At 69.7% G+C, this 25,039-nt stretch carries 24 protein-coding genes; 16 read left to right on the top strand and 8 right to left on the bottom strand.

Annotated features, from left to right (window positions below; all coding sequences use genetic code 11):
- Positions 1–67: 67 nt before the first annotated feature.
- The 4 genes from nusA to rbfA all read left to right on the top strand — a co-directional run bounded on the left by nusA (position 68) and on the right by rbfA (position 4,727).
- Positions 68–1,057, top strand: coding sequence for a transcription termination factor NusA (gene nusA / locus BBA86_RS01935; RefSeq protein WP_065570005.1), 990 nt, complete (start codon positions 68–70; stop codon positions 1,055–1,057).
- A 9-nt stretch (positions 1,058–1,066) separates the two neighbouring features.
- Positions 1,067–1,333 (top strand): YlxR family protein, encoded by a 267-nt coding sequence (locus tag BBA86_RS14220; protein ID WP_083199404.1) that lies wholly within the window; start codon positions 1,067–1,069, stop codon positions 1,331–1,333.
- A gap of 92 nt (positions 1,334–1,425) precedes the next feature.
- Positions 1,426–4,155, top strand: a complete 2,730-nt coding sequence (gene infB / locus BBA86_RS01940) for a translation initiation factor IF-2 (RefSeq protein WP_189318401.1) — start codon at positions 1,426–1,428, stop codon at positions 4,153–4,155.
- 137 nt (positions 4,156–4,292) lie between these two features.
- Positions 4,293–4,727, top strand: a complete 435-nt coding sequence (rbfA, locus tag BBA86_RS01945; protein WP_065570007.1) for a 30S ribosome-binding factor RbfA — start codon at positions 4,293–4,295, stop codon at positions 4,725–4,727.
- A 20-nt stretch (positions 4,728–4,747) separates the two neighbouring features.
- Here the strand turns inward: rbfA and BBA86_RS01950 are convergent, their stop codons facing one another.
- Positions 4,748–5,614: an A/G-specific adenine glycosylase gene (locus BBA86_RS01950; RefSeq protein ID WP_065570008.1), complete on the bottom strand. Its 867-nt coding sequence runs from the start codon at positions 5,612–5,614 to the stop codon at positions 4,748–4,750.
- Between the two features lie 222 nt (positions 5,615–5,836).
- On the opposite strand from BBA86_RS01950, the gene truB reads away from it, so the two are divergent.
- Genes truB through BBA86_RS01970 form a run of 4 tightly spaced genes read left to right on the top strand, consistent with a single transcriptional unit; the run spans position 5,837 to position 8,567 of the window.
- Complete coding sequence (truB, locus tag BBA86_RS01955) at positions 5,837–6,730, top strand: tRNA pseudouridine(55) synthase TruB (protein ID WP_065570009.1); 894 nt, start codon at positions 5,837–5,839, stop codon at positions 6,728–6,730.
- On the top strand, positions 6,727–7,095 hold the full coding sequence (locus tag BBA86_RS01960) for a hypothetical protein (protein WP_065570010.1): 369 nt from the start codon (positions 6,727–6,729) through the stop codon (positions 7,093–7,095). Before truB ends, BBA86_RS01960 begins: the two co-directional genes overlap by 4 nt.
- Before the next feature lie 54 nt (positions 7,096–7,149).
- Positions 7,150–7,611: a hypothetical protein gene (locus tag BBA86_RS01965; RefSeq protein ID WP_065570011.1), complete on the top strand. Its 462-nt coding sequence runs from the start codon at positions 7,150–7,152 to the stop codon at positions 7,609–7,611.
- Complete coding sequence (locus BBA86_RS01970) at positions 7,608–8,567, top strand: bifunctional riboflavin kinase/FAD synthetase (RefSeq protein WP_065570012.1); 960 nt, start codon at positions 7,608–7,610, stop codon at positions 8,565–8,567. The genes BBA86_RS01965 and BBA86_RS01970 overlap by 4 nt, the downstream gene beginning before the upstream one ends.
- 46 nt (positions 8,568–8,613) lie before the next feature.
- Here the strand turns inward: BBA86_RS01970 and deoC are convergent, their stop codons facing one another.
- Positions 8,614–9,324, bottom strand: coding sequence for a deoxyribose-phosphate aldolase (gene deoC / locus BBA86_RS01975; RefSeq protein ID WP_065570013.1), 711 nt, complete (start codon positions 9,322–9,324; stop codon positions 8,614–8,616).
- 226 nt (positions 9,325–9,550) lie between these two features.
- Between deoC and BBA86_RS01980 the strand changes: the two genes are divergently transcribed.
- The 3 genes from BBA86_RS01980 (at position 9,551) to BBA86_RS01990 (ending at position 13,795) form a co-directional block, all read left to right on the top strand.
- Positions 9,551–11,707 (top strand): DEAD/DEAH box helicase, encoded by a 2,157-nt coding sequence (locus BBA86_RS01980; protein ID WP_065570014.1) that lies wholly within the window; start codon positions 9,551–9,553, stop codon positions 11,705–11,707.
- Between the two features lie 95 nt (positions 11,708–11,802).
- Positions 11,803–12,831: a 6-phosphofructokinase gene (locus tag BBA86_RS01985; protein ID WP_065570015.1), complete on the top strand. Its 1,029-nt coding sequence runs from the start codon at positions 11,803–11,805 to the stop codon at positions 12,829–12,831.
- A gap of 10 nt (positions 12,832–12,841) precedes the next feature.
- Positions 12,842–13,795, top strand: a complete 954-nt coding sequence (locus tag BBA86_RS01990; protein ID WP_065570016.1) for a DMT family transporter — start codon at positions 12,842–12,844, stop codon at positions 13,793–13,795.
- A gap of 13 nt (positions 13,796–13,808) precedes the next feature.
- Here BBA86_RS01990 and msrB read toward each other — a convergent pair whose 3' ends face one another.
- Positions 13,809–14,219, bottom strand: a complete 411-nt coding sequence (gene msrB / locus BBA86_RS01995) for a peptide-methionine (R)-S-oxide reductase MsrB (RefSeq protein ID WP_065570017.1) — start codon at positions 14,217–14,219, stop codon at positions 13,809–13,811.
- Between the two features lie 87 nt (positions 14,220–14,306).
- Here msrB and BBA86_RS02000 point away from each other — a divergent pair, with 87 nt between their 5' ends.
- The 4 genes from BBA86_RS02000 to groL all read left to right on the top strand — a co-directional run bounded on the left by BBA86_RS02000 (position 14,307) and on the right by groL (position 17,376).
- The gene (locus tag BBA86_RS02000) at positions 14,307–14,567 is read left to right on the top strand and encodes a DUF3263 domain-containing protein (RefSeq protein WP_065570018.1); all 261 of its coding nucleotides are present in this window, start codon (positions 14,307–14,309) and stop codon (positions 14,565–14,567) included.
- Positions 14,568–14,576: 9 nt separating this feature from the next.
- Positions 14,577–15,209 (top strand): LytR C-terminal domain-containing protein, encoded by a 633-nt coding sequence (locus BBA86_RS02005; protein ID WP_065570019.1) that lies wholly within the window; start codon positions 14,577–14,579, stop codon positions 15,207–15,209.
- 131 nt (positions 15,210–15,340) lie between these two features.
- Entirely contained in the window at positions 15,341–15,544 is a 204-nt protein-coding gene (locus BBA86_RS02010) for a cold-shock protein (protein WP_036311856.1), read from the top strand.
- 212 nt (positions 15,545–15,756) lie between these two features.
- Entirely contained in the window at positions 15,757–17,376 is a 1,620-nt protein-coding gene (gene groL / locus BBA86_RS02015) for a chaperonin GroEL (protein WP_065570020.1), read from the top strand.
- 75 nt (positions 17,377–17,451) lie between these two features.
- Here groL and BBA86_RS02020 read toward each other — a convergent pair whose 3' ends face one another.
- The 3 genes from BBA86_RS02020 to BBA86_RS02030 form a co-directional block, all read right to left on the bottom strand.
- Entirely contained in the window at positions 17,452–17,739 is a 288-nt protein-coding gene (locus BBA86_RS02020; RefSeq protein ID WP_065570021.1) for a WXG100 family type VII secretion target, read from the bottom strand.
- A gap of 114 nt (positions 17,740–17,853) precedes the next feature.
- Positions 17,854–19,494: a sensor histidine kinase gene (locus BBA86_RS02025; RefSeq protein WP_065570022.1), complete on the bottom strand. Its 1,641-nt coding sequence runs from the start codon at positions 19,492–19,494 to the stop codon at positions 17,854–17,856.
- Between the two features lie 88 nt (positions 19,495–19,582).
- Entirely contained in the window at positions 19,583–20,275 is a 693-nt protein-coding gene (locus BBA86_RS02030; protein ID WP_065570023.1) for a response regulator transcription factor, read from the bottom strand.
- A gap of 99 nt (positions 20,276–20,374) precedes the next feature.
- On the opposite strand from BBA86_RS02030, the gene BBA86_RS02035 reads away from it, so the two are divergent.
- Entirely contained in the window at positions 20,375–21,655 is a 1,281-nt protein-coding gene (locus tag BBA86_RS02035) for a CPBP family intramembrane glutamic endopeptidase (protein WP_065570024.1), read from the top strand.
- Between the two features lie 6 nt (positions 21,656–21,661).
- Here BBA86_RS02035 and BBA86_RS02040 read toward each other — a convergent pair whose 3' ends face one another.
- The gene (locus BBA86_RS02040) at positions 21,662–23,305 is read right to left on the bottom strand and encodes a DNA repair helicase XPB (RefSeq protein ID WP_065570025.1); all 1,644 of its coding nucleotides are present in this window, start codon (positions 23,303–23,305) and stop codon (positions 21,662–21,664) included.
- Positions 23,306–23,332: 27 nt separating this feature from the next.
- Positions 23,333–25,039 carry a helicase-associated domain-containing protein gene (locus tag BBA86_RS02045; protein ID WP_065570026.1) on the bottom strand — a complete coding sequence of 569 codons (1,707 nt, stop codon included), beginning with the start codon at positions 25,037–25,039 and terminating at the stop codon, positions 23,333–23,335.

The following is a 25,039-nucleotide window of genomic DNA, read 5'->3' on the forward strand; positions in this document are numbered from 1 at the left end:
CGCGACCCACCGGGTCTCCGGGCGGGACCGCGGCGCCGTGTTGAGCAACTGAAAAAGGGAGGCACCTGTGGACATCGACCTGGGGCTGCTGCGGACTGTCGAACGCGAGCGGGAGATTCCGTTCGAAGAACTGATCCGGATCATCGAGCAGGCCATCCTGACGGCTTACGCGAAGCACACCTCTCCCGACGGTGAACTCCCCGAGGGCGCTCGTGCCCACCTCGACCGCAAGAGCGGACACGTCGCCGTGTACATCCCGCTGCGCGATGACGAGGGCGCCGTCATCGGCGAGGAGGAGTCGACTCCCGACGACTTCGGCCGCATCGCCGCCTTCGCCGCGAAGCAGGTCATCAGCCAGCGCCTCCGCGACATCGCAGACGACGCTGTGCTCGGCGAGTTCAAGGGCAAGGAGGGCGACATCGTCGCCGGCGTCGTCCAGCAGGGGCCGAACCCCCGCATGGTGCACGTCGACCTCGGCACGATCGAGGCGATCCTGCCCCCCGAGGAGCAGGTCCCCGGGGAGGATTACGCGCACGGTTCGCGACTGCGCGTCTACGTCACCTCGGTCTCGAAGGGTCTCAAGGGACCCCAGATCACCGTGTCGCGCACCCACCCCGGACTCGTCCGCAAACTGTTCGCCCTCGAGGTCCCCGAGATCGCCTCGGGTGTCGTCGAGATCGTCTCGCTCGCCCGCGAAGCCGGTCACCGCACGAAGATCGCCGTCAGGGCGAACGATCCCGCCGTCAACGCCAAGGGCGCCTGCATCGGAGAGCTCGGCCGGCGCGTCCGCGCCGTCACGGAGGAGCTCGGCGGCGAGAAGATCGACATCGTCGACTACGACGAGACGCTGCCGAAGTTCGTCGCGAATGCACTCTCGCCCGCCAAGGTGACCTCGAGCTTCGTGCTCGACCAGGCCACGAAGGCCGTTCGCGCACTCGTTCCCGACTACCAGCTCTCGCTCGCGATCGGCAAGGAGGGTCAGAACGCCCGGCTCGCCGCGAAATTGACCGGAGCGAAGATCGACATCCAGCCCGACAGCATTCTCGACGAGTCCTGACGCGGTAGGATGGAACCTGTTCGAACGTGCGTGGGATGCCGCGCGCGTGCCTCCCGGTCCTCGTTGCTCCGCATCGTGGCCAGGGACGGTGCCCTCGTCATCGACGAGAAGGCCGTCCTCCCGGGGCGGGGCGCGTGGGTGCATGACACGGACGGATGCGTGAGTACCGCTCTCCAGCGGCGCGCATTCGGACGAGCACTACGAGTATCCACTCCGCTGAACTCAGCGGAACTGGATGCGCGGACCACCAGAGAATCCCTCCAGCGAAACGGCTGAACGGCTATGGACACAAAGTGAACGGCTCGAAATGAGACCCGTCCGCGAATGACGGTCCGCCCTGTCCGGGGCGGGCCCCAGACAGGAGAATTGTGGCAAAACCACGCGTGCACGAGATCGCTTCCGAGCTCGGCGTCGACAGTAAAGTCGCCCTCGCGAAGCTGAAGGAGCTCGGCGAATTCGTCAAGAGCCCTTCGTCCACCATCGAGCCCCCCGTGGCTCGCAAGCTCCGCGCCGCCCTCGAGGCGGAAGGCGTGAAGGCACCTGCCGCCGCGCCCGCGAAGCCCGCCGCCAAGGCACCGGCATCCGGCGCAACCCCCGGACCCCGCCCGTCGGCACCCAAGCCCGCACCGGCTCCCGAGCCGGCGGCACCGGCCGCTCCGACCGAGCCGGTCGCGGAGACGCCCGCTCCGGCTGCTGCCGAGTCCGGCGCTCCGACGCCGGGCGCAGCCGCGCCCGCCGCGACCCCCGGCAAGCCGGGCGCCCAGCCGCCCCGTCCGGGCGGCGCGCCGCGCCCCGGCAACAACCCCTTCGCCTCGGCGCAGGGAATGGGCCAGCGTCCCGCCGGGCCCCGCCCCGGCAATAACCCCTTCGCCTCGGCGCAGGGCATGGGCCAGCGTCCCAACCCCGGCAACATCCCGCGTCCGCAGGCTCCACGTCCCGGTGCACCCCGTCCCGGCGCCCCGCGTCCCGGTGGTGCCGGTCGTCCCGGTGGCGGCGGTCGTCCCGGTGCTCCGTTCCAGCAGCGGCCCGGCGGCCCCGGTCGTCCCGGTGGCGGCGGCGGCTTCGGTGCGGCTCGTCCCGGTGCTCCCGCCGGGGGCTTCGCCGGTCGTCCCGGCGGCGGTGGCGGTCGTGGCCGTGGCCCCGGCGGTGGTACCGCAGGCGCCTTCGGTAAGGGTGGCGGCAAGTCGAAGCAGCGCAAGTCGCGTCGGGCGAAGCGGCAAGAGTTCGAGATGCGGTCGGCGCCGGTCGTCGGCGGCGTCAACGTCTCCAAGGGCAACGGCGAGATCATCCGCCTGCGTCGCGGCGCGTCGATCTCGGACTTCGCCGACAAGCTCGAGGCCCTGCGCGGCTACAACGTGCAGCCCGGCACGCTCGTGACGATCCTCTTCAACCTCGGCGAGATGGCCACGGCCACCGAGTCGCTGGATGAGGCGACGTTCGAGATCCTCGGTGAGGAGCTCGGCTACAAGATCCAGATGGTGTCTCCCGAGGACGAGGACAAAGAGCTCCTCGAGGGCTTCGGCCTCGACCTCGAGGCCGAACTGGAGGCGGAGAGCGAGGACGACCTCGAGATCCGTCCTCCCGTGGTCACCGTCATGGGCCACGTCGACCACGGTAAGACGCGACTGCTCGACGCGATCCGTCAGACCAACGTCGTCGCCGGTGAAGCGGGTGGCATCACCCAGCACATCGGTGCCTACCAGGTGTGGACCGAGCACGAGGGCATCGAGCGCGCGATCACCTTCATCGACACCCCGGGTCACGAGGCGTTCACCGCCATGCGTGCCCGCGGTGCGCAGGTGACCGACCTCGCGATCCTCGTCGTCGCGGCCGACGACGGCATCATGCCGCAGACGGTCGAGGCGCTGAACCACGCTCAGGCGGCGAACGTGCCGATCGTGGTTGCGGTCAACAAGGTCGACAAGCCCGACGCGAACCCCGCGAAGGTCCGTCAGCAGCTGACCGAGTACGGCCTGGTCGCCGAGGAGTACGGCGGCGACGTCATGTTCGTCGACGTGTCGGCTCGCCAGGGCACCAACATCCAGGAACTGCTGGATGCCGTCCTCCTCACCGCTGACGCGGGTCTGGACCTCACGGCCAACCCGAACAAGGCGGCCCGCGGTGTCGCGATCGAAGCCAAGCTCGACAAGGGTCGCGGTTCGGTCGCCACGGTGCTGATCCAGTCCGGAACGCTCCGCGTCGGTGACGCGATCGTCGCGGGCACGGCCTACGGCCGCGTCCGCGCCATGATCGACGAGAACGGCGATGCAGTCGACGAGGCCTACCCGTCGCGTCCCGTGCAGGTGCAGGGTCTGAACTCCGTGCCCCGCGCCGGTGACGTGTTCATCGTCACCGAAGAGGACCGCATGGCCCGCCAGATCGCTGAGAAGCGTGAAGCGGTCGAGCGCAACGCCCAGCTGGCCAAGGCCCGCAAGCGCATCTCGCTCGAGGACTTCACCCGCGCTCTCGAAGAGGGCAAGGTCGAGTCGCTCAACCTCATCATCAAGGGTGACGTCTCGGGTGCCGTGGAGGCCCTCGAGGAGTCGCTCCTCAAGATCGAGGTCGACGACAGCGTCCAGCTGCGCATCATCCACCGTGGTGTCGGTGCCGTCACCGAGTCGGACATCAACCTGGCGACGATCGACAACGCGATCGTCATCGGCTTCAACGTCCGTCCCGACACGAAGGCGCGCGAGCGTGCCGCCCGTGAAGGTGTCGACGTCCGGTTCTACTCGGTCATCTACAACGCGATCGACGACGTCGAGCAGTCCCTCCAGGGCATGCTCAAGCCGGAGTTCGAAGAGGTGCAGTCGGGTGTCGCCGAGATCCGCGAGGTGTTCCGCTCCTCGAAGTTCGGCAACATCGCCGGTGTCATCGTCCGCTCGGGAACGATCACGCGAAACGCCAAGGCGCGGGTCATCCGCGACGGCGTCGTGCTCGCCGACGGTCTGGCCATCGAGTCGCTGCGCCGGTTCAAGGACGACGTCACCGAGGTTCGTACGGACTTCGAGGCCGGTATCGGTCTCGGTAAGTACAACGACATCCAGATCGGCGACGAGATCGAGACGACCGAGATGGTGGAGAAGCCGCGCGGCTGATCTGCAGGTTGCTACGGACTCGGATGTCCGTCCTCGGCAAGAGCGGGGCCCCTACCCCGATTGCCTCGGACGGACATCCGAGTCCTCCGCAGTTTCCGGCCAGCCGTATCGCGGGCCGGGTAGAGAAGGAGAAGGACATGGCCGGAGAACGGCAGGCACGGCTGGCGGACCGCATCCGCGTGCTCATCGCGGAGCGTCTCGAGAAGGGGCTGCGCGACCCGCGGCTCGGGTTCGTCACGATCACGGATGTGCGCGTGACGGGTGACCTGCAGCACGCGTCCGTCTTCTACACGGTCTACGGCGACGACGATGCGCGCACCGACTCCGCCGCCGCTCTCAAGGCGGCGACGGGCATGCTGCGCAGCGAGGTAGGGCGTCAGCTCGGCACGCGTCTGACCCCGACCCTGGAGTTCATCCTCGACGCGCTCCCCGAGAACGCGGGGCACATCGAGGAGCTCCTGCGCGAGGCGCGCGAGCGCGACGCGCAGGTCGCGGGAATCGCGGCATCCGGCACCTACGCCGGCGAGGCGGACCCGTACGTGAAGGCGCGCGAAGAGAACGACGAGGACTGAGACGTCCCGCCTGACGCGCCCTAGCGCGGCAGCTGCAGCATCCCGTCGACGGCCTCGACCAGGCCGTCGACGATGAGTGAGTCGATGGCCCGGTCCCGCTGCTGCGGGTCGGGCCATTCGGCGATGACGGCGGGGGCGGGCGCGACGTGACCGTCGGCATCCCGCAGCACCTTCATGACGGCGCCGCGCGCCTGCCGGTCGCTGCCCTCGTACCGCGCTTGCTTCCGGCGCTCGTCGCCCGTGTCGGGGTATCCGGCCGCACGCCAGGCGCAGGCCTCGGCGAGCGGGCACGTCTCGCATCGCGGTGTGCGTGCCGTGCAGACGACGGCGCCGAGCTCCATCGCGGCCGCGTTGACGACCGCGGCGTCGCCGTCGTCCTCGGGCAGGATCGCGGTCATCGCGGCGAGGTCGGCCTTCGCCGGGGGCCCGGGCTGCGAGCGTCCATCGACGGCGCGGGCGAGGACGCGCCGGGTGTTCGTGTCGACGACGGGATGCCGGTCGCCGAACGCGAACACCGCCACCGCGCGGGCGGTGTAGTCGCCGATCCCGGTGAGCGCGAGCAGGGCGTCTACGTCGCGGGGGACCGACCCGTCGTGCCGGTCGCGGATCTCCGTCGCCGCGCGGTGCAGCCACAGGGCCCGCCGCGGATAGCCGAGGTTCGCCCAGAGGCGGACGGCGTCGGCCGGGGGAGCGGCGGCGAGGTCGGCCGGGGTCGGCCAGCGCGAGAGCCACTCCTCGAGGCGGGGGATGACCCGGGCAACGGGGGTCTGCTGGAGCATGAACTCGCTCACGAGCGTTCCCCACGCTCCGAAGCCCTCGCGACGCCAGGGCAGATCCCTCGCGTTCTCGCGGTACCACGCGATCAGCGGCGGGGCGAGGTCGGGCACCGCTCCAGCCTAGGTCGCCGCGCGTGCCCTCCCACCCCGGCGACCCTGCCCGGGTGCCCTCCCTCCCCGGCGACATCATGTGCTCTCGCCGAGAACACATGCCACGAACGTGCATAGCGTGTGTTCTCGGCGAGAGCACATGATCCGGACAGAAGCACGAGCACGAGCGCGGGCACGGGCGCGGGCGCGAGCACGAGCGCGCGCGAGCCTAGGCTGGAAGCCATGCACCAGAGCCAGGCGAGCGGCGGGATCCTCCTCGTCGACAAGCCCGGCGGCGTCACGAGTCACGACATCGTCGCTCGCGCCCGCCGGGCGCTGAACACCCGCAAGATCGGCCACGCCGGAACCCTCGATCCCATGGCGACGGGCCTCCTCGTCCTCGGCATCGGGCACGCGACCCGACTGCTGACGTACGTCGTCGGGCTCGACAAGACATACGAAGCGACCATCCGGCTCGGTGCGACGACGGACTCCGACGACGCCGACGGCGTCGAGACGTCGACGACGGATGCCGGTGGTGTCGCCGACGACGCGATCCGGAGCGGCATCCGCTCACTGACGGGGCCCATGGCGCAGGTGCCGAGCACGGTCTCGGCGATCAAGGTCGGCGGACGCCGCGCGTACGACTTGGCGCGGGCGGGGGAGCAGGTCGAACTGAAGGCCCGCGACGTCGTCGTGAGCCGGTTCGAGGTGCGGGAGATCCGCCGGGGCGACGCCGTCGTCGACGTCGACGTCGTCGTGGACTGCTCCAGCGGCACCTACATCCGGGCACTGGCACGGGACCTCGGCGCGGATCTCGGCGTCGGCGGTCACCTGACGGCCCTGCGGCGCACTCGCGTCGGTCCCTTCGACGTCGCCGACGCCGTCACCGAACTGACCCCCCAGGTGCCGTTGAAGGATGCCGCCGAGGTCGCGGCATCGCTTCTCGGCGCCTTCCCCGTCACCGCTGACGAGGCGCGCGACCTGCGGCACGGCAAGCGCCTGCTCGGCGCCGCCCGGCGCCTCGAGACGGAGACCCCCGCCGCGATCGCCCCGGATGGAGCGCTCGTCGGCATCGTCGGCCGTCGCGGCGACGACGTGAAGAGCCTCATGAACATGCCGGAGGAGCAGCCGTGATCGCCGGGTTCACCGTCGTCCTCATCGCGGTCGCGTGCGCGGCGGGGCTGTTGTGCACCGTGCTGGGACTCGCAGGACGCCGCCCGAGCGACCTGTCAGTCGGGACCCAGGCGCTCATCCTGCTCCTGCTGATCGTGCAGGTCGTGATCTCGATCATCGCTCCGTTGGCGGGCAATCCGCCCTCGGGCGACCCTCTCGAGTTCTGGGTCTACCTCGTCTCGGCCGTGCTGATCCCGCCCGCCGCCGTCGTCTGGGCGCTCATCGAACGGAGCCGCTGGAGCACCGTCGTGATGGGGGTCGCGGCCTTCGCGATCGCGATCATGGTGTGGCGCATGAACGTCATCTGGACGATCCAGGTCGCCTGAGTCCGTGGGCCCCGCGGCGAGACCTGCACCGCGCGGCCGTAGGATTGAGGGGCCATGCCTGAGATCGCGCCGACCCCGCCCGCTCCGTCGGCCGCATCCTCATCCCCGCGTCGGATGACCGGTGTCGGCCGTGTCCTCGTCGTCGTCTACGCGATCATGGCGCTGGGGGCGACGGGCCGCTCGTTCGTCCAGATCGTCCGTGAGTTCGACGACGCCCCCGTGGCGTACTCGCTGTCGGCGCTGTCCGCCCTCGTCTATATTCTGGCGACCCTCGCGCTGATCTTCAGCGCATCGGAGCGGTGGTACCGCGTCGCGTGGGCCGCCATCGTCTTCGAGCTCGTCGGCGTCCTCGTCGTCGGAACCCTCTCCTTGACTCATCCCGAGCTCTTCAACCACCCCACGGTGTGGTCGGGCTACGGCATCGGGTATGTGCTCATCCCGCTCGTCCTGCCCTTCCTGGGGCTCTGGTGGCTCATCACCCACCGGCGCGGACGCACGACGGACGGTGCCGCATGATCGTGTTCCGCGACCCTGCTGAGATCGCCGCCGGGTTCGGTCCCAGCGTCGTCGCGATCGGCAAATTCGACGGCGTGCATTCCGGCCACCGCGCGGTCATCGATCGCGCCCGCGTGACGGCGACGGATGCCGGAGCCCGGGTCGTCGCGGTGACCTTCGACCGGAATCCCCTCAGCCTCCTGCGTCCCGACCGCTGTCCCGAATCCCTCGTGAGCGTCGACCAGAAGATCGCCCTGCTCCGCGACGCCGGCGTCGACGCGGTCCTCGTGCTCCGGTTCGACGAGGCGCTCGCGTCGCTTGCGCCCGAGACCTTCGCCGAGCGGATCCTCGTCGACGCCCTCGGCGCCGTCTGCGTCATGGTGGGTGCCGACTTCCGTTTCGGTCGCGGGGGAGCGGGCACGCCGGAGTTCCTGGTCGGCTTCGGGCGCGAGCACGGATTCACCGTCGACGTCGTCGGTGACGTGCAGGGAGGCGGGCGCCGCGTCTCGTCCACCTGGGTGCGCGAATTGCTCGCTGCCGGTCAGGTCGAGGACGCCGCGCGTCTGCTCGGACGCCCGCATGCCGTCCGTGCCGAGGTCGTGCACGGACTCAAGCGGGGACGCGAACTCGGCTACCCGACCGCGAACCTCGCCGCCGCCGCGGAGGGGTTCATCCCCGCCGACGGTGTCTACGCCGGCTGGCTGGTCGACGAGGGCACGGATGCCGGCGGTTACGCGCCGGCGACGCGGTACGCGGCCGCGATCTCGATCGGAACGAACCCCACGTTCGACGACGTGCCCGTCCGGCAGGTCGAGGCGTACGTCCTCGACGAGACGGGGCTCGACCTGTACGGCCACATCGTGCAGGTGCAGTTCGTCGCGCGTGTGCGCGGGATGGTCGCCTTCGAGGGCATCGAGGCGCTCATCGCGCAGATGGCTGCGGACGTCGCCGACGTCCGTGCCGCGCTGCGATCCTGACGGGGTTCCCCGTCGGTCCTGCGCGGCCGAACCGTCGGGAGGGTCGTCAGTACGACGTGTCGTCGACCGCGCCGGTCGCTGCGGCCCCGGCATCCACTCGACGTGCCTCGCCGAGGATGACGGCGCTGCCGCTCGTGCCCAGGCGCGTGGCACCCGCCTCGATCATGGCGAGCGCGTCGGCGTAGCTGCGGACGCCGCCGGATGCCTTCACCTCGACGCCCGCGCCGACGGTGCGACGCATGAGTTCGACGTGGGGGACCGTCGCGCCGCCGCCGGCGAAACCGGTGGAGGTCTTGACGAAGTGCGCGCCGCCCGCCTCGGTGAGGCGGCTGCCCCGCTCGATCTGCTCGTCGTCGAGGAGGGCGGTCTCGAGGATCACCTTCGTGACATGTCCCTGCGCGGCCTCGACGACGGCCGCGATGTCGGCGACGACGACGTCGTCGAAGCCCGAGCGCAGTGCGCCGATGTTGATGACCATGTCGACCTCGGCGGCGCCGTCGGCGAGGGCCTGCCGGGTCTCGGCGACCTTGGCTGCGGTGGACGTCGTGCCATGGGGGAAGCCGATCACGGTGCCGACGGCCACGCCGGTGCCGGCGAGGCGCTCGACCGCGTGCGGGATGTCGCTGGGACGCACGCACACGCTGAAGACGCCCCACTCCGCCGCGATGTCGAGTTCGGCGTCGACGTCGGCCCGGGTGAGCTCGGGCTTCAGGATCGCGTGGTCGATGGTGGCGGCGAGTTCGCGTTCGGTGGGCATGGTTCCCAGCGTACGCGCCCAGCCAGGACGCGACGTGTGCCGCGGTTCGGAGGCGCTAGACTGGGGGAGAAGGATCCTTCCGTCGCCGCAGCTCGCAGAAGCGAGTACCCGCAGCCGGGGGATCCGGGGAACACATTCGCACCGCGGTCCTTCCGTCGCGGTCCCGTAAGACCGTCGTCATCGACGGCCATCGCCGGCATCCGCCGGTGTCACGCTCAGGAGGAGCATGCCGACCACGGCAGCCACCGCCCCCAAGACCGCCGCTCGGCGTCGTCGGGGCTCATCGTCGCGTCGAGACGACGAAGCACCCCTCATCCCGATCCTCGCCCGCAAGGTCCGCGAGGTCGAAGCCAAGGCGCAGCGCGGAAAGCTGGGGCCCACCAACCGGGTCAAGTTCCAGGTCATCGCCTTCCTCGTCCGCGAGGAGCGTGCGCGCGTCAAGGCAGCGACCGACATCGCTGACGGTGCCCGGGCCGAGTTGCTGAAGCGGCTCGACGGCGTCGCGACCATCCTCGCCAAGACCGCCGCCCGCGACACCTCGCTCATCCAGCTGCTCGAGGTCGATCAGGCGACGTCGCCGGTCGCCCGACGCATGCGGCGCGACTGGCTCATCGAGTCCGGCGCCGACCTCCCCGAAGACGAGCTGATCATCACCGACGCGAAGCCCGCACAGGCTCCCGTCGTTCCCGAAGGCGTCGCCGACCGCCAGGTCGTGCCGCCGCAGATCGAGGCGCGCAAGGAGTCGAACCCCTTCCTCGCTCCTGACGCCGCGCTGCGCGATGCCGGACCGACGCCGCGTCGTCGCCTCGACGGCTGGGAACTCATGGGCCCTCTGTACAAGGCATTCGAGACCGGCGCCGGCGGCGGAGCAGCCTCGATGGAGCTTCCGCCCGTGCCCGAGTTCGATCGACTCTCGCCCAAGGGCCTCGACGTCATGCCCCACCAGTCGAGGTTCCTCGAATCCGTCCGTGCCGGGCACCGCAGCTTCCTGCTCGCCGATGAGCCGGGTCTCGGCAAGACGGCGCAGTCGGTGCTCGCGGCATCCGTCGCCGACGCCTACCCGCTCCTGGTCGTCGTGCCCAACGTCGTGAAGATGAACTGGGCCCGCGAGGTCGAGCGGTGGACGCCGCAGCGCCGCGCCACGGTCATCCTGGGCGACGGAGAGACGATGGACGCCTTCGCGGACGTCTTCATCGTCAACTACGAGATCCTGGATCGTCACCTCGCCTGGCTCGGCTCCATCGGGCTGAAGGGCATGGTCGTCGACGAGGCGCACTTCATCAAGAACCTGACCTCGCAGCGCTCGCGGAACGTGCTCGCCCTCGCCTCGCGCATCCGCGAGCAGGTGCGCGATCCCCTTCTGCTGGCTCTCACCGGAACCCCGCTCATCAACGACGTCGAGGACTTCGACGCCATCTGGCGCTTCCTCGGCTGGACGAACGGCGAGAAGCCCGGGCCCGAGCTCATGGCGCGGCTCGACGAGACGGGGCTCACCCCCGCCGACAAGGCGTTCTACCCTGAGGCGCGCTCCGCCGTGATCTCGATGGGCATCGTTCGTCGCAAGAAGAAGGACGTCGCCGCCGACCTGCCCGACAAGCTCGTCGCCGACCTCCCCGTCGAGCTGGACGACGAGTACGGTCGCTCCATCCGCGCCGCCGAGCGTGAGCTCGGCGAACGCCTGGCGGCGAAGTACCGCCGGATCATCGAGGCCCGCGGCGACCGCGTCGTCCGCGGCGAGGCCGACGAGGACATCGTGCGTCTCGTCGCTCACGGCGAGCTCGAAGAGGCCAAGGCCGCAGGCAGCGGCTCCGAGAACGTCTTCACGATGGTCCGCCGCATCGGTCAGGCGAAGGCGCAGCTGGCCGCCGACTACGCCGTGCAGCTGCAGCGGTCGGTCGGCAAGGTCGTGTTCTTCGCGAAGCACATCGACGTGATGGATGCCGCGGAGGCGCACTTCGCGTCGGCGGGGCTCCGGACCGTCTCGATCCGCGGCGACCAGACGACGCCCGTCCGCCAGCAGGCGATCGACGCCTTCAACGGCGAGCCGGACGTCGCGATCGCGGTCTGCTCGCTGACCGCGGCCGGTGTCGGCCTGAACCTGCAGGCGGCCTCGAACGTCGTCCTCGCCGAGCTCAGCTGGACCGCGGCGGAGCAGACCCAGGCGATCGACCGCGTGCACCGCATCGGTCAGGACGAGCCGGTCACCGCATGGCGCATCATCGCCGCGCACACGATCGACACCAAGATCGCCGAGCTCATCGACAGCAAGGAGGGGCTCGCGCAGCGCGCCCTCGACGGGGATGCGGTCGACCCGACCTCGAGTGACTCCGTGCAGCTGTCGGCCCTGATGCATCTGCTCCGGCAGGCCCTCGGCGCCGCCTGACGCCGCTCCGCTGGCAGGGGATGCCGCCGCGACGCTAGTGTCGTGGAGGCAGCGTCGCCCCCGAGCATCAACCCGAAATCACCTAAGGACCACCCATGAAGATCGGTATCCTCACGAGCGGCGGCGACTGTCCCGGACTCAACGCGGTCATCCGGGGCATCGTGCTGAAGGGCACGACCACCTACGACATCGAGTTCGTGGGCATCCGCGACGGGTGGCGCGGCGTGGTCGACGGTGACTTCTTCCCCCTGACCCGTCACGAGGTGAAGGGGCTGTCGAAGGTCGGCGGCACGATCCTCGGGACGAGCCGCACCAACCCCTACGAGGGGCCGCGCGGCGGCGCCGAGAACATCTCCAAGACGATGTACGGGCACCGCCTCGACGGCATCGTCGCGATCGGCGGCGAGGGTACGCTCGCTGCGGCCGACCGGCTCCACAAGGACGGCATCAACGTCCTCGGCGTGCCCAAGACGATCGACAACGATCTTCACGCGACCGATTACTCGTTCGGGTTCGACACCGCGGTGAACATCGCCACCGAGGCGATGGACCGGCTGCGCACCACGGGCGACTCGCACCAGCGCTGCATGGTCGCCGAGGTCATGGGGCGCCACGTCGGGTGGATCGCCCTGCATTCGGGCATCGCATCGGGAGCCCACGTCATCTGCATCCCCGAGGTGCCGATGTCGATCGACGACATCGCCGAGCAGGTCACCAAGGCGCACGACCGCGGTCGCGCACCTCTCGTCGTCGTCTCCGAGGGCTTCAAGCTCACCGGCATGGAGGAGGCCTTCAGCGACAAGGGTCTCGACGCCTTCAACCGCCCCCGTCTCGGCGGCATCGGCGAGATCCTCGCGCCCGAGATCGAACGCATCACGGGCATCGAGACTCGCTCGACGGTTCTCGGCCACATCCAGCGCGGCGGATCGCCCTCGGGCTTCGACCGCGTGCTCGCGACTCGTCTCGGCCTGCACGCCGCCGACGCCATCGTCGACGGCGCCTGGGGTCAGATGGTCGCCATGCAGGGCACCGAGATCGTCCGCGTCCCCTTCGCCGAGGCGCTCGGATCGCTCCACACCGTTCCCCTGCACCGGTACGAAGAAGCCGCCGCGCTGTTCGGCTGAGCCGAGCCGCGTGACGACTGCGACTCCTTCAGCCCCGGCATCCGTCGGCCCCGCCCTCCTGGCGGCGGTGTCCGTCGGCGTTCTCACCGCCGTCCAGGCCCGCATCAACGGGCAGCTCGGCCTACGCCTCGAGCACGCGATGGCCGCGGCCGTCGTCTCATTCGCGAGCGGACTGCTCCTGATCGCGCTCATCAGCGTTCTGACGCCCGCCGGCCGGCGAGGCGCGACCACTCTGGCCCGCGGCATCCGCGATCACACGATTCCCTGGTGGATGCTGGTAGGCGGCGCAGCCGGCGCGTTCACCGTCGGTACGCAGAGCTTCGCCGTCGGCATCGTCGGGGTGTCGCTGTTCACCGTGGGGATCGTGGCCGGGCAGACCGTGGGCGGGCTCCTGTTCGACCGGATCGGATTCGGCCCCGGGGGCGTCGTGGCGGTCACGGTGCCGCGGTTGGTCGGCGGAGCGCTCGCGCTGGCAGCCGTGGCCGTCGTGCTGATAGCCGGGGACGGTCTGGCGGGAGTCCCGGTGTGGATGGTGATCCTGCCGGTGTTCGTCGGCGTCGGCCTCGCATGGCAGCAGGCCACCAACGGTCGGCTGCGCGCCCGCGTCGGGACGCCCCTGACGGCCACGCTCGTCAACTTCATCGTCGGCACCGTCATCCTCACGGTGCTCGCTGTCGTCGTCACGGTCGTCAGCGGACCGCCCGCGACGCCCCCGGGGGAGCCGTGGCTCTACCTCGGAGGCGTCCTGGGCGTCACCTACATCGTGATGTCCGCCGCAATCGTCGCTCGGACCGGCGTGCTGCTGTTCGGCCTGGCGGCGGTCTCGGGCCAGCTCGTCTCCTCGCTGGCCCTCGACGCCGTGTGGCCTGCGCCGGCGGGCCCCGGACTCCTCGTCGAAGCGATCACGGTCGTGATCGGCCTCGCGTCGGTGTCCGTCGCGGCCTTCTGGCGCGTGCGGCGCTGAGCGCCGCGGTCGATCAGGACTCGTCGCCCTTCGGGGTGAACGAGAGCGACAGCGAGTTCATGCAGTAGCGGTCGCCCGTGGGGGTGCCGAATCCGTCGGGGAACACGTGCCCCAGGTGCGAACCGCAGTTGGCGCAACGCACCTCGGTGCGCACCATGCCGTGGCTGTTGTCCTCGATCAGTTCGACGGCCTCAGGACGGACCGACTCGTAGAAGCTCGGCCAGCCGCAGTGCGAATCGAACTTCGTGCCGCTCTGGAACAGCTCCGACCCGCAGGCAGCGCAGGTGTAGAACCCCGCGCGATCCTCGTCGAGGAGTTCGCCGGTCCACGCCCGCTCGGTTCCTGCCTGCCGCAGGACGGCGTACTGCTCAGGGGTGAGCTCCTCACGCCACTGCTCGTCGGTCTTCTCCACGCGATAGCTCATGTGTTCTTCCTTCCCTCGTCCTATTCAACCGGACGAACCGCCCGGATGTTCCGCGGTGTCGCTCGATGACGGTCGTACGGTGGGGGAGTGCCCCTTTCCGACCGCGACCGCGCCATCCTCGACTTCGAGACGCTGTGGCACGGGCACTCGGGTGCGAAGGAGGAGGCACTCCGAGCCGAACTGTCGCTGACGCCCGCGCGGTACTACCAGCTCCTCGGCCGCATCCTCGATTCGGCGGATGCCGTCGCCCACGATCCGGTGCTCGTTCACCGGCTCCAGCGTCTCCAGGCCGCGCAGGAGCGCGAGCGGCGCAACCGCGCCAGGATCCTCCCGGCCTCGGCCCGGTAGGATCCTCGGGTGCCGTCTCCGACTTCCCCGATCGAGCCAGAGCAGCCCGCCCCGACGGAACCTTCCGCCTCGCAGGGCCGGTCCGCCACCACGGATCGCTTCGACGACCTCCCCGCCCGTTCCGCTCGCGTGGGCGCGCACCGCGCCGAGGCCCCGCGTCTGCGCGTGGGAGTCATCGTCCTGTGGTCCATCGTGGCGACCGTGGCGATCGTCGCCGCTGGTGTGTTCGGCACCCTGTACGCCACCGGTCGGCTCGAGGCCGCGCCGGCGCCGGCCGCCACGCGCGGAGCCGGTGTCGTCGCCCCGCGAGTCGACACGTCGTACCAGGTCCTCGTGCTCAATGCGACGAAGGAGAACGGGCTCGGGGCCAAGGTTCGCGACGACGTCATCGCGGCGGGATGGGCTGCGGCCGACGTCGAGGCGAGCAACGCGAGCTCGAACGACTTCCCGACGACGACGGTCTACTACGGCAAGGCGGACGACGAGGCGGCCGCACGAGGGCTCGCGGACGCCATCGGCGGCGCGGACGTCGCCCTCGACGACACATACCAGGTCGTGGCGCCCCCGGAGACGACGGATGCGGGTGGCACGAGCCGGCCGCAGCTCGTGATCGTCGTCGGGCTCGACTTCGGCTCTGAGTGACCCGCGTCGGCGCGGCGTGTTTCGCCGTCGTAAACACTTCGGTGCACGGGTGTCAACAAAGCCCGGAACCGCGGATTCCAGCCTGACCGCGTGGCTAGCATTTCGGTGTCCCACAGCTTCAGGAGATTCGCATGACCCAGGGAACCGTCAAATGGTTCAACGCCGAGAAGGGCTTCGGCTTCATCACCCTCGGTGACGGACAGGACGTCTTCGTCCACTACTCCAACATCGACATGTCCGGCTTCCGCGTCCTCGAAGAGGGCCAGGCCGTCGAATTCACCGTCGGCAGTGGCCAGAAGGGCCCGCAGGCCGAGTCCGTCCGCGTCGTCGCCTGACGGGACCTGTCCCGGCCGACGTCACGGCCGTCGTCACGCACGTCGTGACCTCGTCGTTCCGCGAGCCGCCACGCCTCCCGCGCGGCTTGCACTCCCTATGGTCGAGTGCCAGAATGATTTAGCACTCACTCATCCTGAGTGCCAGAACGATCCCGCTCCCAGCCCCTGGGGGCACGGTACTGAACCTCACGTCCGGGAGGGACGACACACTTATGGCAAAGATCATCGCTTTCGACGAGGAGGCCCGCCGCGGCCTCGAGCGCGGCCTCAACACCCTGGCCGACGCCGTCAAGGTGACGCTCGGCCCCCGTGGCCGCAACGTCGTGCTCGAGAAGAAGTGGGGCGCCCCCACGATCACGAACGACGGCGTGTCGATCGCCAAGGAGATCGAGCTCGACGACCCGTACGAGAAGATCGGCGCGGAGCTCGTCAAGGAGGTCGCCAAGAAGACCGACGACGTCGCCGGTGACGGCACGACGACCGCTACGGTCCTCGCCCAGGCGCTCGTGCGCGAAGGCCTGCGCAACGTCGCAGCCGGTGCCGACCCCATCTCGCTCAAGAAGGGCATCGAGAAGGCCGTCAAGGCTCTCTCCGACGAGCTGCTCGCCGGCGCGAAGGAGATCGAGACCAAGGACCAGATCGCGGCGACGGCATCCATTTCGGCTGCCGACCCCGAGATCGGCGCGCTGATCGCCGAGGCCATCGACAAGGTGGGCAAGGAAGGCGTCGTCACGGTCGAGGAGTCCAACACCTTCGGCACCGAGCTCGAGCTCACCGAGGGCATGCGCTTCGACAAGGGCTACATCAACCCCTACTTCGTCACCGACGCCGACCGTCAGGAAGCCGTCTTCGAGGACCCTTACATCCTCATCGCGAACCAGAAGATCTCGAACATCAAGGACCTTCTGCCCGTCGTCGACAAGGTGATCCAGGAGGGCAAGGAGCTCCTCATCATCGCCGAGGACGTCGAGGGCGAGGCTCTCGCGACGCTCGTGCTCAACAAGATCCGCGGCATCTTCAAGTCGGCTGCCGTCAAGGCTCCCGGCTTCGGCGACCGCCGCAAGGCTCAGCTGCAGGACATCGCGATCCTCACGGGCGGCCAGGTCATCACCGAGGAGGTCGGTCTCAAGCTCGAGAACGCCACCCTCGACCTGCTCGGCCGCGCTCGCAAGGTCATCATCACCAAGGACGAGACCACCATCGTCGAGGGCGCCGGAGACGCGTCGCAGATCGAGGGTCGCGTGACCCAGATCCGCCGCGAGATCGACAACACCGACAGCGACTACGACCGCGAGAAGCTCCAGGAGCGCCTCGCGAAGCTCGCCGGTGGCGTCGCCGTCATCAAGGCGGGAGCCGCGACCGAGGTCGAGCTCAAGGAGCGCAAGCACCGCATCGAGGACGCCGTCCGCAACGCGAAGGCAGCCGTCGAGGAGGGCATCGTCCCCGGTGGTGGCGTCGCCCTCATCCAGGCCGGTGAGAAGGCATTCGCCAAGCTGGAGCTCGTCGGTGACGAGGCGACCGGTGCGAACATCGTCAAGGTCGCCATCCAGGCGCCGCTGAAGCAGATCGCCCTGAACGCCGGTCTCGAGCCCGGTGTCGTGTCGAACAAGGTCGCCGAGCTCCCCGCTGGCCAGGGCCTGAACGCCGCGACCGGCGAGTACGTCGACATGTTCGCCGCGGGCATCATCGACCCGGCCAAGGTCACCCGCTCGGCGCTGCAGAACGCTGCGTCGATCGCCGGCCTGTTCCTCACCACTGAGGCAGTCGTGGCCGACAAGCCCGAGAAGGCGGCGGCTCCGGCCGGCGACCCGACCGGCGGCATGGACTTCTGATCCAGCGCTGACAGCCAGCACGAAGGGCCCTTCCTCCGGGAGGGGCCCTTCGTCGTATCCGGGCGGACGTCCGCGTCAACGGAACATGCCGGCGGCGGCCATCTCGGTCTGCGCGTACTGCTGCCCCGCGGCACCCAATGCCGTGCTGATGTCGGCGAGAGCGGCATCCAACTCGCGCTGCGCGGCGCGCCAGCGTTCGACGACGGACTGGAAGGCGATCGACGCGCTGCCGGTCCAGGACCCCTGCAACTGCGTCAGGTGCCCGAGCATCGCGGTGGTCTCCGACTGCACCCGGTCGCCGGTCGCTCGGATCGTGGCGGTCGCGGTGAGGACGGCGTCGCTGTCGACGGTGAAGGCGGTCATGGCGGTTCCTTTCGATGGGGATGCCGCCAGGCTAGGGACAACGTCGTCCGGGCCTCGTGCGGATACGCCGCCGGGGGAGGACGGCGGGCATCCTCGTCCTGGGGAGGAGGCCGCTCAGTCCTCGGTGCGAGGCGCCCGTGGCAGCGGCTGCGTCGCCAAGTCGACGGCCTCGCCGGCGGTCGCGCGATCCATGGCCAGCGGGAGGGAGACCGTGAAGGTCGCGCCCCCGCCGGGTGTGTCGGTGACCTCGATCTTGCCGTGCAGCGTGGCGACGATCGAGGCGACGATCGACAGCCCGAGCCCGGAGCCGCCCGTCTCGCGGGTGCGGGACGAGTCGGCGCGCCAGAATCGCTGGAAGATCTTGCTGCGGATCTGCTCGGGCACGCCCTCGCCGTGGTCGGCCACCGAGATCCACCCGCGTCCGGAGTCGATGTCCGCGCCCACCGACAACTCGATGGGGGAGCCTGAGGGGGTGTAGCGGCGCGCGTTGCCGAGCAGGTTCGCGACCACCTGGCGGACGCGGTTCTCGTCGCCGAGGACGATCGGCAGCACCATCTGCGGTGCGGGGAGCCTGATCGGCTCCGTCTCCAGGGCCGGAGTCGCGGCATCCGTCCGGGGACGACGGCGCAGCAGACGCCCGGCTCCGGCGATCGCGCCGTTGCGGCGCTTCGGAGCGGGTTCCTGCGTCGTGAACACGGCGAGCGGGATGGCCGATGTCGGGGTCTGCCCCGTGAAGGTGACCTCACGGTCGGGGGACGCGGCGCGGGCGTCGAGAGCGGCATCCCGTGCGATCGGGCGGAGGTCCACGGGGACGACCGCGATGTCGCGCTGCTCGTCGAGACGCGCGAGGGCGAGGAGATCCTCGACGAGCGCGCCCATGCGGATCGCCTCTTTCTCGATGCGTTCCATGGCCTGGGCAGTCTGCTCGGGATCCTGGATCGCACCCATGCGGTACAGCTCGGCGTAACCGCGCACCGTGACGAGCGGTGTGCGGAGCTCGTGACTCGCGTCGCCGATGAACCGGCGCATCCGGTCGACCGTCGAGTCGCGCTCGCCGAGCGCCTCGTCGATGCGTTCGAGCATGACGTTGATCGCCGTCTTCAGGCGTCCGACCTCGGTGCCGGGGGCGATGTCGCTCATGCGCTGGCTGAAGTCGCCTCGAGCGATCGTCATGGCGGTGGACTCGACCTGGCCCAGTCCGCGGAACGCGAGGGTCACGAGCCCACGGGTGAGGATCGCGCTGCAGATGATCGTGAAGAGAGCCAGCGCCGTGTAGATGCCGATGTAGTTCGCGACCGTGCGGTTGACGTCGTTGAGGGGCAGGGCGACGAGTTGCGTGTAGTACTCACGAGACCCCGGGATCGGCAGAGTGTCCACACTGGCCCGATAGCGGACGGTACCGTCCGCCGACGTGAGGTCGAACGGCGTCGTGCCGTCGAGGACGGTCTGATCCAGCGAGAACGTGTCCGGGAAGGCGGGTGGCGCCAGTGAGCCGTCGCCTCCGGCGACCGCCAGGCGCTCGCCCTTTCCCTTGCCGCTGTACACCGCGACCGAGAAGTCCGTCGGTGCTGCTGCGATCGGGGTGAAGGTCGCCTCGCCGTCGTCCAGCGTGACGTTCATCAGGTTGCTCGCGATGTCGGTCGTGACCGTCTGCGTCAGCGACTGGTCGACGGCGGACAGCTGCGCGTTGCGCAGGAAGATCATGGTGCCCACACCCGCGGCGATCATGCCGAACGCGAGGATGCTGACCGTCACGCCGGTGACCTTGGTGCGCAGGCTGAGGCCGCGCCACCATCGCGTGACGCGATCCTGCGATGCCGTCGGGCCCAGGGGGCGCCTCCGTTCAGGCGGTGCGGTCGGCCTTCAGCATGTATCCGAAGCCGCGCTTGGTCTGGATGAGGGGCTCGGAGGAGTGCGGGTCGATCTTGCGGCGGAGGTACGAGATGTAGCTCTCCACGATGCCGGCGTCCCCGTTGAAGTCGTACTCCCACACGTGGTCGAGGATCTGCGCCTTGCTCAGCACGCGATTGGGGTTGAGCATCAGGTAGCGCAGGAGCTTGAACTCGGTCGGGGAGAGGTCGATCGAGATGTCGCCGACCTGGACGTCGTGCGTGTCCTGATCCATCGTGATCTCACCGGCCTTGATGATCGAGTCCTCGTCGGCCTGCATCGTGCGCCGCAGGATCGCCTGGATGCGGGCCACGATCTCGTCGAGGCTGAAGGGCTTGGTGACGTAATCGTCGCCGCCCGAGTTCAGACCTTCGATCTTGTCCTCCGTGGCATCCTTCGCCGTGAGGAACAGGATGGGCGCCGTGTAGCCCGCGCCGCGGAGCCGCTTCGTCACGCTGAACCCGTTCATGTCGGGCAGCATGACGTCGAGGATGATGAGGTCGGGTTCTTCTTCGAGGACGGCCGAGATGGTCTGGGCGCCGTTCGCGACGGCACGGACCTGGTATCCTGCGAACCGGAGACTGGTGACGAGCAGATCCCGGATGTTCGGCTCGTCGTCCACGACGAGGATGCGTGCAGCGGTCATGAGCCCATACTGGCACCGGAATCAATCGGTTTGCTGGACATTCCGATCCCGGGTCGCTCAGGGGTACGATCACGTCCCGCGGTGGGACAGGATGGAGGAGTGACTGTTCCGCAGCCCGTTCCCGTTCCTCGCCGCGCCGCGCCGGCTCTTCCCGCCGACACCACCGGCCCGGGTGCCGCTTTCCACCGTCTGCTGTTCGCGCGTCAGCGACGCGGCTGGTGGACGCCCCTGGCGACCGGTGCGTTGGGCGTCGTCCTCTACCTGGTCCTCACCACCGTCATCGGTCTCGTCTTCGGGATCGTCGTCTTCGTCACCGATCCCGCCGCCGACATCTACGCGCTGACGGACCGCCTCGTCACCATCGACGTCAGCGACCCCATCGGGCTCGCCGTCGTCCTCGTGTCGCTCGCCGTGATGTGGCCGATCTACCTGCTGTCTTCCTTCGTGGTGAACGGCCGACGCGTGGGCCACATCTCCTCGGTCGCCGGCCGACTCCGGTGGAACTGGCTGCTCCTGTGCGTGGGCGTCGCCGTGGTCGTCTACATCGTGATCTCGGCGCTGTCCTTCCTGCTCCCAGCGGAAGAGGGCAGCGGCAACGTCGTCGCGCCGGCGGAGAACCCGGCCTTCGTGGCATCCCTCCTCACCGTCCTCCTCCTCGTCCCGTTCCAGGCAGCGGCGGAGGAGTACGTGTTCCGCGGGTACCTCATGCAGACGGTCGGCCGCTGGCTGAAACGCCCCGCCTGGGCGATCCTGCTGCCGGTGCCCTTGTTCGTCCTGGGGCACATGTACGACTGGGCCGGCCAGGTCGGCGTCGGTGTGTTCGCCGTCGCCGCCGGGTGGCTCACGTGGCGTACCGGCGGTCTCGAGGCGGCCATCGCCCTGCACATCGTCAACAACCTCGCCGCGTTCGGGTTCTCGGTCTTCGGTCTGAGCGATGCCGCGGCGACCGAGACGAGCGTGATGGGGCTGGTGTCGTCGGTCGTCATGATCGGCGCCTTCGTCGGCGTCGTCGAGTGGCTCTGGCGTCGCGGCGACGGTCGGCGCACACTGCGGCTCACTCCGCCGCCCGAGCCCGTCTACGCGGCGCCGGTGTATGCGGGTCACCCGCCGGTGTACGGTCAGCCGCCTGTCTACGGCCAGCCGCCCGTCTATGGTCAGCCGCCTGTCTACGGCCAGCCGCCCGCCGACCAGACGCCGTACGACGGACCGCCGCTCCAGCCGCACCAGGCGCCGCGGTGGGGCGAGTACGCGCCGTCATTCGACGCGACCCCGACGCCCGACTCCGCGCCACTGTCCGACGGCGGGACCGGGTCGACGGGATCGGATGCCGGTGGTTCCGCCGCATCCGACGGCGGGTCGTCCGGTTCGTCGTCGGACTGAGGCCTCTTAGGCGGCGAGCAGGTTGTCGGCGTCGAGGATGGTGTAGCTGTACCCCTGCTCGGCGAGGAATCGCTGGCGGTTCTGAGCGAAGTCCTGGTCGACCGTGTCGCGCGCGATGAGCGTGTAGAAGCTCGCCTTGTGGCCGTTCGACTTCGGGCGGAGCAGGCGGCCGAGGCGCTGCGCCTCCTCCTGCCGTGACCCGAACGAGCCAGAGACCTGGATCGCGACCGACGCGTCGGGCAGGTCGATGGAGAAGTTCGCGACCTTCGACACGACCAGGACCGGGATGCGGGCGTGCCGGAAGGCGTCGAACAGCTCTTCGCGCTCCTCCACGGGGGTGGAGCCCGTGATCTTCGGTGCGCCGAGTTCTTCGGACAGGATGTCGATCTGGTCGAGGTACTGACCGATGACGAGGATCTGCTCGCCCTGGTGCTTGGCGACCAGGTCCCGGACGACGTCGATCTTCGCGTGCGCGGTTGCCGCGAGGCGGTACCGCTCATCGTCGGCGGAGGCCGCGTACTCGAGTCGATCGGATGCCGGCAGGTCGATGCGGACCTCGTAGCAGACAGCGGGCGAGATGAAGCCCTGCGCCTCGATCTCCTTCCACGGTGCATCGAAGCGCTTGGGGCCGATGAGGCTGAACACGTCGCCCTCACGGCCGTCCTCGCGCACGAGAGTCGCCGTGAGACCGAGTCGGCGCCGCGCCTGCAGGTCGGCGGTCAGCTTGAAGACGGGCGCGGGCAGCAGGTGCACCTCGTCGTACACGATGAGTCCCCAGTCGAGCGCATCGAGCAGCGCGAGGTGAGCGTATTCGCCCTTCCGCCTCGCCGTGAGGATCTGGTATGTCGCGATCGTGACCGGCTTCACCTCCTTGGACTGGCCGGAGTATTCGCCGATCTCCTCGGGGGTGAGCGAGGTGCGCTTGAGCAGCTCGTCGCGCCACTGGCGCGCACTGACGGTGTTGGTCACGAGGATGAGGGTCGTGGTCTTCGTGTCGGCCATCGCCGCCGCGCCGACGAGTGTCTTGCCCGCGCCGCAGGGGAGCACGACGACACCCGACCCGCCTTCGGTGAAGATGTCGACGGCTTTGCGCTGATAGGGGCGCAGCGTCCAGCCGTCTTCGTGGAGTTCGATCTCGTGCGGCGTGCCGGGCGTGAAACCGGCATGGTCCTCGGCCGGCCAGCCGATCTTCAGCAGCTCCTGCTTGATCTGGCCACGAGCCCACGCGTCGATGACGTACGTCTCCGGAGTGGGGTGCGCGATGAGCAGAGGCTGGATGCGACGGTTGCGCGCGATTTCGGCGAGCACCGGCTTGTCCGTGGAACGGAGGATGAGGGTGCCCTCGTCGTCGCGCTCGATGACGAGGCGGCCGTAGCGGCCGACGGTCTCGCGGATGTCGATCGACACGGACGGCGGGACCGGGAACTTCGCCCACCGCTCGAGGGTGGCGAGCATGTCCTCCGCGTCATGCCCGGCGGCGCGCGCGTTCCACAGCCCGAGCCGGGTGATCCGGTAGGTGTGGATGTGTTCGGGGGCGCGTTCGAGTTCTGCGAAGATCGCGAGTTCGTGCCGCGCGTTCTCCGCGTCGGGGTGAGCCACTTCGAGCAGCACGGTGCGGTCGCTCTGGACGATGAGGGGGCCGTTAGCCATAGCGGACGAGTCTACCGGCCCCGGCGGTCATACCGGCCGGACGCTCACGATGCTCGACAGCGGCAGGGTGCGTTCGACGTCGGCCGCGCGGTCGCGTCCGCGCAGGCGCCCGCCGCCGAGGCCCGCGGCTTCGAGGGTCACATCGCGCGTCGACCCGTCCGGCATGCGGACCGTGATGTCGATCGTCGCCCGGGTGCGGACCGCCTGGTCGAGTTCGCGTTCGAGCCAGGCGGCATCCGCGTCTTCGGACAGGCTGGCCCGCAGCGTCTCGATCAGCGGACGGTAGCGTTCGGATGCCGATGTCTCCGGTGCCGGGCCGTCGGCGACGTCGTGGCGGCCGAGGGAGCGGGGAGCGCCGTCGGCATCCACCGCCAGAATCGGATAGCGGGCGTCGGCGAGCATCCAGAAGGTGGTGTCGACGCTCGTGCGGGTGACGAGGTCGTCACCGTCGGCGATGAGTCCGAGCGGTCGCAGCGCCTGGTCGACGTTGATCGCGTCCAGCAGGTCACGCTGACCCGACACGCGTGCGTAGCCCTGCCGATCCGGCCCCACCCGCAAGGTGCCGTGGCGGGTGGCGGCACGCTCGATCTCATAGGCGAGCGGCTGCGGGACGCCGGTGAGAGACAGCTCGGTGAGGAACCCGGTGAGGGATCCCGCGGTCTCACCGGCGGCGAACGCGGCGCCGATCGTCTCCGCGGTGAACCGGTAGGTCGCCGCCTGGGCCCGGGATTCACGACGCGCGGTGGTGCGCAGGCGCAGATCGAGACGTGGTTCGAGAGGCCCCGGCGCGATGGCGGTCAGGTCGTTCTGGAGGTAGACCTTGTCGACCTCGTGGGGCAGAAGGGTGCGCAAAGCCTCGGCGTCGACATCGGCACCGTCCGCGAGTCCCGCCGCCCACGTCGGCGCCGTGCCGTCGGGGGCGAGCATCGCCCACTGGACGAGCATCGCCACCAGGCGACGGACCCGATCGGGCCATGCTGAGTCGAACGGATACGCCCCCGGCCACTGCGCCAGCGGACGCCACCCTCCATCGGGGGAGTGGAGAGCCGACGGCAACCGGTCACGCAGACGGCCCGCGACCGCGAGCCAACGCTCGACCGTGCGGGTGCCGAGCCACGTCGTGCCGGTCTCGGTGACCTTCCAGCTGCGCTCCGAGCTTTCGAGGAGCCCGGCCTCGTCCGCGATCCCGACGAGGATGTCGGCGTCGTCGGGGCCCGCGGCCGCGCCCGCATCGACGAGGCGGCGACGGTCGCCCGCGCTGAGCGCACCCGAGCCGATCCGCCCGAGCGGAGCGCGTGCGGCGGAATGCAGGATGTCGGCCAGCGACGCGACGGCGTCGAACGCTCGCTCGGCGCTCGCGGCATCCGATTCACCCCTCCCCGTGACCACCGGTGGCGCGTCGACGGTCGTGGCTGACGAGAGGGCTGCCGCCACGGCGTCGTAAGGGGTTCCGTTCTCGTCCGTCAGCGCGCGCGCGACGAGGGCGGTGCGCAGCGACGCGTCCACGGGCGCCCCGTTCCGCAGCGCCTCACGCAGGGCGGTCGCTTCGAGATCGGAGACATCGGCAAGAGCGCGGTGCAGCTGAGCCGGGTCGAGGAGCCCGTCGGCCGCGTCGAAGAAGTCGGTCCAGGACGAGTGAGGGGCGACGTGCCGGGCGTCGAAAAGGGACGCGAGGGCATCCGGATCGAGCGTCGCGAGGCGGGTCGCGAGGGCACGAGCGTCGGAGGCGGTCAC

It is taken from the genome of Microbacterium oleivorans, assembly GCF_001691565.1.
Classification (GTDB): Bacteria; Actinomycetota; Actinomycetes; order Actinomycetales; family Microbacteriaceae; genus Microbacterium; species Microbacterium oleivorans_B.